Source organism: Streptomyces sp. SID12501 (assembly GCF_010550245.1).
Lineage (GTDB): Bacteria > Actinomycetota > Actinomycetes > Streptomycetales > Streptomycetaceae > Streptomyces.
On record NZ_JAAGLU010000031.1, the window covers coordinates 1 to 12,587 of the forward strand.

Below are 12,587 nucleotides of genomic sequence, written 5' to 3' on the forward strand. Positions count from 1 at the left end.
CGTCCGCGTCGCCCAGCGCGTCCTCGCGATGGCCGCCGCGATCTGGCACAACCACAGGACAGGCCAGCCGGTCCTGCGATCCCTGATCGCCTACGACCACTGATCACATCGGAATGACTCGTCTAGGCCACCTCGGGTTGCGAACAACGATGAGCCACCCACACGCTGTGGGCGGCTCATCGTTGTTCGCTACTGGTCAGGTGCCGGGCTACGGGGCTCCTATGCGGAGAAATTCACCATAGATTCGATGCAGCAGAGCTGCATACCGGCAATGGGCCTCGACAGCTTCACGCTCTTCCGTGGTCATGCCCTCAGTGAATCTTTCCAGGCGGGAGATGATCTCTTCAAGCGAACCCATGACGTCCCCCCGGGCCGGCTCGAATACCCCCTCGTCGACAAAAAGGATCACCTGGGTCACATGTTCGTCAGTGACTGCCAGGTCGCCATGAATGAGTGCCAGGTTCTCGCCCGCGCGCACCAGATTCTGGCCGCGGCGCAGACCGGGGAACGGCAAGCGCCGCCAGAGGACGTAGTCCTCCATGAAATCCGACATCGACTCGACTCCCCCTCCCATTTCAGTTGTCGGCGCCATACCAGAAGGATACGGGCTTGCCGTCGGGGCCGATGAGCCCGCCCTTACCCGTCTGGGGGTCCACGTATTTTATTCCGCGCGACCCGTCCACCAGCGTCTCCAATTTGGCGTTGAGACCTCTCTTCCCTCCTGGCTGCGCAATACCAGTCGCCCAGTCCTTCGCATCTTGGAGGTACTGCTCGCGCGTGAAACCGCGCGCCTTCGCATGTTTTTCCCAGTGGTATTCGAACTGATCCTGAGAGGACCTGCTGCTGGGGTTGTTGAAGACGTTGTCGATTTCCTCGGGACACAATCCCGCGTTGTGCACCAGCACGGGCACTGTACCGGCTAGCACGTAGTACGTGTGCAGCTCATCGACCGTGAAGTTGTACGTGCGGGCATGGTCCGCGTACGCGCGGTTGCCGGTGACGACGACGGTGTCGCCCTCGTCCGTACGCAGCGTCATACCCGGCGCGAGGTCGCCCGCGGCGATCCAGTCCCTCTCGGACGGTGACCAGAAGGGGTGCTCGTGGGTCGCCGTCAGCTTCTCGACGCTGTCCTCGGTGGCGATGGACAGCTCGTTGAAGTGCTTGTCGCTCTCGGTGACGATGACACGGACGACTTTGCGGGCGCCGGTCTCCCCCGTCTTCGGATCGGTCGCCAGGACCTCGTCGCCGACCTCGATGTCCTCGATGTTTTTGGTGGAACCGTCGGCCATCTGGACGTCCGTGCCGGCGAGGAAGCACTTGCAGCCGGGTTTCGGGACGTCTGCGTCCTTCGCCGCCTTCTTGCTCGTGTTCTTCAGCAGCTTCTTGGACAGCGACTTGAGCAGACCGGGAAGGTTGAACATGCTGGCCACCTCGGCCACGTCGTCGCCGGTGTCGTAGGCCTGGGAGTCTTCGTCGACGCCCTTGCCCTCGACGAAGTCGTCGTACGCGTCGGTAGGGGCTCCGCAGTCCTGGAACCAGCAGCTCGGGGTGAGTTCGGCCATGGCCTCCCAGCCCGAGAGCAGGTTGTGGCCGAAGCCGGCCGCAGCGTCCTTGAAAGACCCCTCGGCGCGCGGGTCGGCGGGCTCCTTGTTGTTGCAGAGGCCGTAGTTCTGCTGGACCAGCGGGCAGTCGCTGCCGCCGCCGGAGGACGAGGCGTAGTTGGCGCTGCCCATCGTCGACATGCCGCCGGAGCCGTTGGACCCGGAGGACTTGTTGCTGACGTAGCTGATGTACGCCACCACCAGCCTGATGACCGCCACGATGAGGGCGAAGAGGGCGAAGAGGAACTTGCCGTCGGGGTCCGCGAAGGTGACCGGGTTGTTGTTGCTGTAGGCGTACCCGTTGATCTGCTGCGGGTCCTTGAGGTCCGCCAGCGGGTCGACGCTGACGAACCGTCCGGTGGACGGGTCGTATTCGCGTGCTCCCAGGTGGGTGAGGCCCGTCGGGTCCTGTGTGCCGCCGACGAAGCCCCGTTCGCCGACCCACGCGGTGGCGCCCGTGCCCCGGTCCTCGCCGAACGGCTTCAGCTGGCGCCGGGTGACCCGCTGGGTCGCCGCGTCGATCTGGACACTGGCGGTGCCGTTGTGGTCACCGGCCATCCAGGTCAGGCCGGCTGTGCTGCGCACCGCGACGGTCTCGCCGCCGTGGACGTAGTAGCGGGTCGCCGACACCTTGCCGCTCGCCTTGTCGAGCCGCAGTTCGGTCTCGCCCAGGTGGAGGGTGGTCCCGGTTGCGTCGCGGCGGATGAGGCGGTTGCCGTCGGCGTCGTTCAGGTACTCGGTGGTCGACTTGTCCGCCTGGGTGACCTTCTCCAGGCTGCCCTCGGTGTTGAAGTCGAGGTCCTGGGTCTTGCCGCCGACGGTCCTGAGGTCGGTGTTGCCCGCCTTGTCGTAGGTGTAGCCGGTGGTGGCGGTGACCGCGCCGTCCTTCTTGGTCTCGGTGGAGGCCAGGGCGTGCGGGCGGGGCTGGTCGGCCGTCTTGTAGGCGTACGAGGTGGTCGCGCCGGACAGATGGTCGGTGGACGTCTTGCGGTTGCCCGCGCTGTCGTAGGAGAACGACTGCCAGTACTTGCCCGGACCGCCCACGTTGTCCGTGGCGGGCGCGGTCGCGCAGTCCGCCGTGGTCGTCCAGGCGGTCTTCAGGCGGCGGTGGCCGTCGTAGGTGAAGCACTGACGGTCCGTCGGGCTGGTGGCCTTGTCCTCGATCTCGACCGGGTTGCCGGCGATGTCGTAGCGGTAGTACGCGTCCGCGTCGGTGCCGGTGTGGGTCTCGGAGACCACGTTCTGGCGGGCCAGCCGCTTGGTGCCGGTCTCGTAGGACCGGTTGATCTCCGTCCAGTCCGCCGTCGAGGAGACACCCAGCGTGGTGCGGATCTGCTCGCCGGCCGGCAGGTAGTCCGTGTTCTGGACGATGCCGGTGAGCCCCTTGAGGGTGTCCGGCATCCGCTGCTCGGTGTAGCCGTAGTCCAGAACCTCCTGGCCGAGGCCGCCCATCGCGGGGATGGTGCGCTTCTGCGGAGTGCCGTCGACGTTGTAGGCGTTGGCGATGGTCCAGGTGCCGTTGGTACCGGCCAGGGCCCCCTCGGTCTTGCTGACCGTGTACTGCTCGTTCAGGACCCGGTAGACCTTGTCGTACTTGGCGTTGGTGGTCGCGTAGACGCTGCCGGCCTTGCCGCCGACATAGCGGATGGCCGAGGTGGGCTGCCCCTTCGCGATCGAGTCGTACGTCCAGCGCGCAAGGTACTTGGCGTCCTCCGGCGCGGGAGCGCCGTTCACCACCGGCACCTTGCCGTCGAGCTTGCCGGTGGTCCGGCCGAGCAGGTCATAGGTGAAGCCGACGGTCTTCTGCCGGGCGTCGGTGGCCGCGACGACCTGGTCGAGGTCGTTGTACTCGGAGGAGCCGACGCCCGCGTCGGGGTCGGTGACGTCGGTCTGCCGGCCCAGGAAGTCGAAGGCGTACGACCAGGTGTTGCCGTCGTCGTCCTTGACGGAGGTGAGCCGGTCGGCGTGGTCGTAGCCGTAGGTGAGGCGGCTGAAGGAGCCGGTCGGCCGGTTGCCGTCGTACTCCAGCTTCTCGGTCAGCCGGCCGCGGGCGTCGACCTTCTCCCGCACGGCCGGGGCACCGGCGGGCGGTTCGACGGTGGTCGTGTCGCCGTTGTAGGTGTGCGTGGTGCGGGAGAACTCCTTCTCGTTGGTGAGCACCTTCTCGATCACGGGCCGCCCGGCACCGTCGTACACGGTCTCCGTGCCGGCCGGGGCCGCCGTCAGCAGGTCGGCGAGCTTGCCGGAGGGCGCGGTGGTGTCGATGTAGTCCGCCGCCGCCGACACGGCGAGGCCGCGAGTGTCGTACTTGGTCTCGGTGACGACCCGGCCAGTGCCGGACGCGGCGGGCGTCTGGGTCTGGCGCAGCCGCAGCAGCGCGTCGTAGATGGCGTACTCGGTGCGGTATGTGGTGCCGTCGTTGTTCAGCGACTTGGTGGCGACCCAGGAGGCGTCGGTGTTCTGGACCTTGTACTCGAACTTGTGTGTGGGCGTCTGGTTCGCGCCGCGGTCACGGTCGGCGAGCCATACGTCGGTGAGGCGGCCGAAGCTGTCGTATGCCAGCTCCGTGCGGTTGCCGTTCGGGTCGATGGTGGCGGTCCGCACACCCCAGTCAGGGGCGAACTCGGTGGTGGTGGAGTGGTCGAGGGCGTTGGTCTCGGTCAGCTTGGTCAGCGGACCGCCCGCGGCCGGGGTGTACACGGCGTGGTTGGTCCGGGTGCCCTTGGTGTCCCAGCTGTCGATGAGGCGGCCCAGGGCGTCGTACTTGGCGGTGGTGACGGCCTGGAGGACGGCGGTGCCGTCGGCGTTGTAGCCAGTGACCCGCTCCTGCCGGGTCGCGTCGCCCTTCGTGGGTGCCTTGCCGTAGGCCTGGTCGTCGTACGAGACCCGCACTTCCGAGATCACGTCGGTGGTCTTCGGGTCGTTCGTCCGCTTCGGCGTGGCGTCGCACCCGGTGGAAACCTTCTCCGCCCGCTTGGGCAGCGACCGGATCCAGGCCGACTCGTTGACGGCGTACTCGGTGACGACGCAGTCCTTCTCGCCGCCGGCGTCGGTCTCCTCCTTCAGCGCGAGACCGCTCGTCGGGTCGTACGTCGTCGACTTGGTGGAGGTCAGTGTGGTGCCGCCGGTCACCGGGGTGCGGGTTGCCGAGGAGGCCGTGCGGACCATGTACGCGTTGACCGTGCCGTAGGAGTGCTTGTCCGTGGCGGTCGTGCGTGACCAGGGGGTGTTGATGGTGCCGCTGGTCTCGGCGCCGTCCACCCCGTTGTACGTGATCTGCTCACGCTGCTGGCCCGCGAACTGCTCGGAGTCCGTCACCGCCTTGCCCGTGGAGTCGGTGACCGTCTCCTTGCGGGTGGTGGCCCCGGACTGCTTGTCGCCGTCCATGCCCCGGTAGTAGAGGGAGGCCGACTTCGAGCGGGTGCCGGAGGGCTCGCCGGTGGTCGTGGTGACCTTCTGGTAGCCGCGCCAGATGCCCCAGGTGCGGTACTTGGCCTGGGTGATGGGCGACTCGTCGTCGTACGCCCACGCACCGCCGCCGCTGTAGTTGTAGTCCGTCTGCTTCAGCGGGGCGCCGCCGTACGGGTCGGACTCGGTGACCTGGGTGACGACGTACTTGTGGAAGAAGTCCGTGCGCGGCTGGGGGTCGGTGCCCGGCGTCGGGTTGGACGGCGGAATCCACTTCACGGGGTAGCAGCGGCGGGTGTTGGAGTCCAGGTCGGACGGGACGTCCGAGCCGGCGACGCAGTCCTCCTCGGAGTAGTTGACGGTCAGCTTGGAGCCTGTCTCCGAAGTGACCGTGCGGACTCGCCACTTGATGAACGGGGCGACCTGGTCGCCGGTCCGGTCGACGCGGTTGTGCAGCTGGACGCCGCTGAAGGTGACCGAGGGCAGGGAGGCGTCGGTGCCCGCTTTGCCGGTGCGTTTGATGGAGTCCAGCCACAGGCCGGCGTCCGAGCCGTCGCCCGGGTCGGGGAAGGTCTGCCCGAGGTGCCAGGCGTTGACCGCGCGGTAGTCGGTGTCGGCGCTGCCCGCACCGTCGTACACCTGCGTCGTCACATCGGTCAGGCGCTTGCGGGTGAAGAACGACGGGCTGGGCTGGTCGGTGCAGGGCTTGTCGGCGGCGCAGATCTGGTCGAACGGGACGTCCGGCCAGGCGTTGCGGCTGGAGGACGTCAGCGAACCGCAGGTCTCACCACCGGAGACCGGCAGACAGCGCTCGGCGACCGTGAAGTTCACCCGGGCCGCGGCCGGTTGGGTGGTGGAGAAGATCGTGTCGGTGCGCTGGCCGTAGGCGATGCGCTTGAGCCAGCCGCTCCGGACGTACTCGGTGCCGTTACCGGTGGTGCCGTTCTTGGCGTAGTGGTTGAGCTCTTTGTCGTACCAGTACGTCATGACGTTGCCGTGCGGGTCCACGACGTAGTCGAGGTTCCACCGCCAGGCCTGTGTCTTGGCGCGGCCGGAGAAGGAGTCGCCGGAGGCGAAGCCGGGTTCACCGGAGTCGTCGCCGAAGACCGGGAGCGTCCATACGGAGTTGGTCTCGGCCTTCCCCGAAGTCCAGCCCGGCAGACGGTTCTTGCCGAAGACGTACTGGGTGCCGTCGGTCGAGGTGACCGTCCAGAACTCGCCCTTGTCGCCCGCGTCACCGTCGTCGCCGTTGACGGCGCCGGTGTCGTGGACGATCCGCTCGCCGTCGTCGCTCTTGGGCCGCCACTTGCCGCCCTCGTTCACCAGGGGCGTGGACTTGCCGTTGAGGACGAGGGAGGCGTTGTCCTCGTTCCAGCACTGGTCGTACTTCTTGTCCTGGCCGTCGTCCTCGCAACTGCCGTACGCCCGCTCGACGTACGAGGTCGACAGGTCGAAGCCCTCGCCGATCCAGGACGGCTGCGCGCTGGTGGAGGAGGTGCGGCCGTCCACGCTCTGCGCGGAGTAGCCGATGGACAGGTTCGGGGCCGGTCCCGCCGGGGTCGGCGGGGTCTCCAGCGGGTAGTTCCAGGTGAAGTCGCCGTTGGAACCGCCGGCCGACCAGGTGGAGGAGGCCGCGAGCGGGGTGGCCTCGTAGGTGCCCTGGTCGGAGCCGGCCGCAGCGGACAGGGCCATGACCATGGAGGCGGACCGGGCCCGACCCGTTCCGGCCTTCGGCGGGGTGACCTGGGCGGTCACGGTCTCCGCTTCGGCGTCGTTCTCCGAGGCCACCGGGGTGGTCCTGCGGCACTCCGCCTTCTCCGGGGTGGTCAGGGCGCACTCGGGGAGCTGGACGAGACGCAGCCGCGAGGACCAGTTGCCGCTGTAGGCGTCGGCGAAGGAGCTGTAGTCGACGGTGGTGGCCGCCTTGCCGCCGTCGCTGCCGGAGACGGCGAACACGAGGCCGTCGATGCCGAGTCGGCCGGTGGCCTCGCGACCGAGCACGCGCACCGTGGGCGCCTGTGACTTGCTCTCGCCGCCCTCGGCGGTCCTGGTCGCCCGGACCGCCTTCGTCGGCCGGACCCGTACGGCCGACGAGTCCGGCCATGTCACCTTCGCACGGGCCTTGGCGAGGGTCTCGCGCGCGGCGGCCACGGTCGGGTCGTCGACCTTGGCGGCTTTCGGGTCGAAAGGCTGGGCCTTGCCGTACCTGGCCTTCGGCAGGGCGGTGTGATCGCGGTCGTCGTCGGCCGCGAGCACCGGGGTGGCGCTCAGTAGGGTGGCGACGACCGCCGCGGACACGGGCAGGGCGACGGACGCCAGCCGGCGCCGGCTCGCTCTGCTCCATGCCCAGCTTTTGGGCAGCAGTGAGCTGTTCCTGGACAACACGGAGGGAGTACTCCTGGTTGTAGAGGGGTGGTGGCGTGCCGGACCTGCAGCCCGGCACGCCGTATGAAAGAAGAAGAAAGGAAGAGAGTCGCGCGGCGACTACTCGATCGGCACCGGAGGCTCGTCCACCGTCGCGAGCTGGGTGATCTCCGCGTCGGAGAGCACGCCCGCGTAGACACGGAGGTCGTCGAGCCGGCCGGGCAGCGGGTTGCCCAGTTGGCCGTTGTCGTGTCGGAGTGAAGCACCGACCATCAGTGAGCCGGTCGGTTGGTAGGTGTCCTTGCTGAGGACACCGTCCTCGTCGCCCTGCCGCTGCCCGGAGACGTACAGCTTGATGGAGCTGTTCACCGAGTCGAAGACGGCGACGACGTGCACCCAGCCACCGGGGGACTCGACCTCGTCAGAACTGACCTCGGCGGCCGGGCCGTTGAGCACGTCCGTCTCGTACCGCCCGAAGCGCCAGTCGCCGACGGACTGCCCCGCCTCCTGCCGATACCAGAGCCGGAAGGAGTTCCGCGCCTCGCCCGGGTGGGAGAAGACGGTCGCCGAGTGCGCCGTGGTGGTGTCCTCAAGCTTCGACTGGGTGGCCAGGTCGACCCAGCCCGCCAGGCTGTAGCTGCCGGACTCGTCCAGCGGCACGGGCGAGATGGCCCGGCCGTTATTCGCCGCGTCGAGTGCCAACACGTCACCGTGGGCCGGATCGTCGGTCGTGGCGATGGTCGCGCCCGTGTCCAGCCGGAGCTCGTTGCCCCGGCCGGATGCGTCCAGAACGCTACGTCGGACGACCGCGTCGAACCTCCAGTTGGCGAGCAGCGCGGCCTCGGTCCGGCCTGTGGCCGGGCTCTCGGCGTTGGCGATCGCCCACAGCTCGTTCTCGAATACCACCCGGTTCCACACCTGGACCTGGTCGAGGTCGCCCTCGAACCAGGAGGAGTAGATCCCCAGCCCCTTCATCCGGCCGACCTCGAAGGTGCCCTTCGCCGCCCACGGCGTGGTGAACTCCGTGGCCGCCTGGAGCTGCCCGTTGACGTACAGCCGGATCTGCTTCTTGTTGTGGTCGTACACACCCATCAGATGCGTCCACGCGCCCGCCACCGGCGGCTTCTTGGAGACCGCGCGGACGATCGTCGTGTCGTCGGTGTCGGTCGAGTACCGGTTGAAGATCCACCGGTCGTACGACTGTGAGTAGTACAGCTGGAAGGCGCCCATCCGGGTGCCGCTCTGTGAGGCCAGGGTGGAGACGTGGTCCTTCCCGGTCAGCCGCACCCAGCCGCTGACAGCGAAGCTGTTGGTGGTGTCCAGCACGGAGGACGTGGTGACACCCGCACCGCTCGTGCCGTCGGTGCTCACACCGCCGCCGAGGCGCGCCTTGTCGGTCCAGGCCGTAGAGGTGAGGGTCAGCGGCCGGTTCCTGCCGGAGGAGTCCTCGGCGGTCGTGCCGCTGCCCTCGTCGAACTTCCAGCTCGCCACCGGGTCGGAGCCCTTGGCCACCCGGAACTGGTAGTCGGCATGGGGACTCGCGTTGCCCGCGCCGTCGTACGTCTGCACCCGCAGGGTGTTGGTCAGCCGCTTGTCGGGCGCGGCCTCGATCTCGTACGTCGGCGTGTTGGCGGTGAACGTCTTACTGCCGAGCTTCACGCCGTTCAGCCACCAGTCGTAGCGGCGTACGTCACCCGCGCCGCCCTCGACCTTGAAGCCGGCGGTCATGCCGACGCTGCCCAGCTCCGGGTCGGCGGCGTCACAACTGGTGCCTGCGCACTCCTTGTACACGGTTGAGGAGACCTGCGGCAGCAGTGGGCCCTTGGAGTCCACCTTGAAGTAGCAGAAACTCGACCATGGCCCGAACAGGGAGTGAGTGGCGCCCTTCCACGTGTACTTGTACTCGGTGCGGGCGCGGAACTTGTAGCTGACGGTCTGGTCCAACGCTGCCGTGACCGCTGTTCCGGCTGTGCCGCTGTCCGTCCACGTGGACGGCTTGAGCGAGGTCTCCGTGGTGCTGCTGCCCTTGTACAGCTCGAAGTTGGGGCGCAGCGAGGCACTGGATGCGTCGCTCGATGTCGGCGTCGCGGTCAGCCTGGGCGTGGTGTCCCGGATCTGTGCGGGCGCCGTCGACGCCGAGCAGGAGACCTTCGGGTCGGACATCTTCACCGACGACGGCTTGCTGTCCGGCGGTGTGACGTACGTGATGGACAGCCGGGGCTTGCGGGAGGACGTGGCGTCGGGGTCCAGCGGCGACATGAACTGCTTCCAGGCGATCGGGTCGCTCTCGTCGGCCCGCAGGCCGAGCGTGGTCAGCGTGTCCTTCGCCTTCGCGGTGTGAGCGACGGCCGCCGTCGCGTCGAACTCGATGTCCCCGTCCGGGCAGTCGGAGGAGTGCCCCTTCGAGGCCGAGACCGTGTCCACCTTCGTGTACCACTTCAGCGACGAGTCCTGCGAGTTCCACGTGGTGCCCGAGGAGATCTGGCTCGTGCGGTACAGGTGGACGTCCTGCTTCACGCAGTTCGCCGACCAGATCGCGTACGGCGTGAAGGTCGCGTTCACGATCTTCTTGCCGGCCACCCTGCGGGTGTCGAACTGGAAGAGCGAGCGTGCCTTCTTGTTGTCGACGAACGCGTCGTAGCCCACGCCCAGCGCGTGTTTGGTCTTCCAGAAACTGGTGCCGGGCGAGTTGGACCACAGCGAGGTCCAGCCCGTCAGGGTCGCCTTGACCGCGGGCGGGTCGAGAACCACGGGGTACGAGGTGGCCTCGTCCGCGAGGAAGCTCTGGTCCGGAACGATCGAGAGGGTGTCGTCGGTGACCGCCGTGTCCATGACGGCGGTACGGGAGTTGGAGTCGGCGCTGAGGGTGTCGGCGACGGCTGTGGCTGTGGCTTCGGCGGAAGAGGCGGCGACGGGAGCCGAGGAGGCAGACCTGAAGGTGGCCTTCTTCGCCGTGCCCGCAAGGGCGCTCGCGCCCCTTCCCGCGTCCCACATCAGCGCGGAACCGCTGGAGACCACGGCGTACCCCGAGGCGTCCACGTACGAGGTGGCGCCCGAGTCGTCCGCGCGCACGGACAACCCCTTGGACTGGATCGGGAAACTCACCTTCTTCAGGGCGGGGTTGGCGGCGGCCTCCCGGCTGTGCACCACCAAGTGGTAGGTAAACCCGTCCGGGTGGGCCTGCACGGCGAGGTCCACGTCAGGCAGCACCGAGCGGTAGATCGCCGACGAGCCGTCGATCTCCGGCTTCGGCAGCGCCCAAGGGGACGACACCGCGTACTCCTTGCCCGCCGTCACCAGCCGGGCCAGCGGTGCGTCGGTGTCGCCGCCCGAGAGGCGGATGTCCTCGGCCGCGCGCGGCGCGAGGCTGCCGTCCGGGCGGGTGACGAGCGTGGTGTCGACGCCCATCCACTCGCCGTCCTTGCGGACGCGCTCGGGCGACGTCGCCGCCTCGGCGGTGAAGGAACCGTCCGGATTGGCGACGACCCTGCTCGTCGTGGACGTCAACTCATCGATCTCGACAGGCTTTCCGGACGCGACCGCCCGCTCGGAAGCATGCCGCTCGGCCGTGGCGGCCGGCAACTCGTCGTCTTCCCAGAAGTCCTTGCCCCGTGCCCCGTCGTCGGCCGTGAGGCCGGAACTCCCCGTGTCCGCCGCCCGCACCGGCACGGCCTGTAGGCCGCCGGCCAGGACGAGCGCCGCGCAAGCGCTGGTCAACGCCCCGCGCATGACTCGACTGCGACTGGTCGGTCGCACTCTTCCCCCCGCTATTTATGAGATTTTGATTATCTTTTGAACGAACGGAGATTAACCGGTAACTCTGTGTTGACCAAGGGTGTTTGGTGAGGTGCATCTCACAGTTGACTCACCGTCGTACGATTCCCACGTATTGATCGGCGAGCGTGAGGAGGCACACGCATGGCGGACGAGAGTTGTCTGTTCTGCAAGATCGTCGCGAAGCACATCCCGGCGACGATCGTCCGGGAGACCGACACGACCCTCGCCTTCCGGGACATCAACCCCCAGGCGCCGACGCACATCCTGGTGATCCCGAAGGTCCACCACCCCGACGCGGCCTCCCTCGCCGCAGCCGAGCCCGGCGTCGCCGCCGACGTGTTGCGTGAGGCCGGGGAGATCGCCGACGAGGAGAAGCTGGACAGCTACCGCATCGTCTTCAACACGGGCAGCGGCGCCGGGCAGACCGTCTTCCACGCCCACGCGCACATCCTCGGCGGGCGCGGCCTCCAGTGGCCGCCCGGGTAGCCGGTCTGGTCGGCACAACGAATCAAGGTCGGTAACTTCCTTTGTCCGCACGTGAACTGGTGGTCCTCGGCACCGCCAGCCAGGTACCCACCCGGCACCGCAACCACAACGGCTACCTGCTCCGCTGGGACGGCGAGGGGCTCCTCTTCGATCCCGGCGAGGGCACGCAACGCCAGATGCTGCGTGCCGGGGTCGCCGCCCACGACCTCAACCGGATCTGTGTCACGCACTTCCACGGGGACCACTCGCTCGGGCTCGCCGGAGTCATCCAGCGCATCAACCTCGACCGCGTCCCGCACGAGGTGACCGCGCACTACCCGCGCTCCGGGCAGAAGTTCTTCGACCGCCTGCGGTACGCCACCGCCTACCGCGAGACCGTCCAGATCCGGCAGGAGCCGGTGGCGGGGGACGGTGGGGTGCTGGCGGAGGCGGGCGGTTATCGCCTCGAAGCCCGCAAGCTCTCGCACCCCGTCGAGTCCTACGGCTATCTCCTCGTCGAGCCCGACGGGCGCCGCATGCTGCCCGAGCTGCTCGCCGAGCACGGGATCAGGGGGCCGGACGTCGGACGCCTCCAGCGGGAGGGCTCCCTCGGTTCCGTCACCCTCGACGATGTCAGTGAGCTGCGGCGCGGACAGCGGTTCGCGTTCGTCATGGACACCCGGCTGTGCGACGGGGTGCACGCGCTCGCGGAGGGGTGCGACCTGCTTGTCATCGAGTCGACCTTCCTCGACGAGGATCTGCAACTCGCCGCCGATCACGGGCACTTGACCGCCGGTCAGGCGGGGGCCGTCGCGCGGGAGGCCGGCGTACGGCATCTCGTCCTGACCCACTTCAGCCAGCGGTACTCCGAACCGGCCGAGTTCGAGCGGCAGGCGCGGGCCGCTGGGTACGAGGGGGAGCTGACCGTCGCCCACGACCTGCTGAGGGTGCCGGTTCCGAAACGTCGGTGAA

The 12,587-nt window shown here is 68.2% G+C and carries 5 protein-coding genes and 1 pseudogene; 3 read left to right on the forward strand and 3 right to left on the reverse strand.

Annotated features, from left to right (window positions below; translation table 11 throughout):
- Positions 1 to 103, forward strand: a pseudogene (locus tag G3I71_RS51495) (IS982 family transposase); the annotation flags it as partial.
- A 105-nt stretch (positions 104 to 208) separates the two neighbouring features.
- Here the strand turns inward: G3I71_RS51495 and G3I71_RS31915 are convergent.
- From G3I71_RS31915 to G3I71_RS31925, 3 genes are all read right to left on the reverse strand, one after another.
- Positions 209 to 592, reverse strand: coding sequence for a hypothetical protein (locus tag G3I71_RS31915; protein WP_164320066.1), 384 nt, complete (start codon positions 590 to 592; stop codon positions 209 to 211).
- A complete protein-coding gene (locus tag G3I71_RS31920) occupies positions 576 to 7,394 on the reverse strand; it encodes a polymorphic toxin-type HINT domain-containing protein (protein ID WP_164320068.1) in 6,819 nt (2,272 codons plus the stop codon). The genes G3I71_RS31915 and G3I71_RS31920 overlap by 17 nt, the downstream gene beginning before the upstream one ends.
- 99 nt (positions 7,395 to 7,493) lie before the next feature.
- Positions 7,494 to 11,102 carry a LamG-like jellyroll fold domain-containing protein gene (locus G3I71_RS31925; RefSeq protein WP_164320070.1) on the reverse strand — a complete coding sequence of 1,203 codons (3,609 nt, stop codon included), beginning with the start codon at positions 11,100 to 11,102 and terminating at the stop codon, positions 7,494 to 7,496.
- A 189-nt stretch (positions 11,103 to 11,291) separates the two neighbouring features.
- Between G3I71_RS31925 and G3I71_RS31930 the strand changes: the two genes are divergently transcribed.
- Positions 11,292 to 11,636 carry a histidine triad nucleotide-binding protein gene (locus tag G3I71_RS31930; protein ID WP_164320072.1) on the forward strand — a complete coding sequence of 115 codons (345 nt, stop codon included), beginning with the start codon at positions 11,292 to 11,294 and terminating at the stop codon, positions 11,634 to 11,636.
- Positions 11,637 to 11,677: 41 nt separating this feature from the next.
- Positions 11,678 to 12,586, forward strand: a complete 909-nt coding sequence (locus G3I71_RS31935) for a ribonuclease Z (protein WP_164320074.1) — start codon at positions 11,678 to 11,680, stop codon at positions 12,584 to 12,586.
- The last annotated feature ends 1 nt before the right edge of the window (position 12,587 follow it).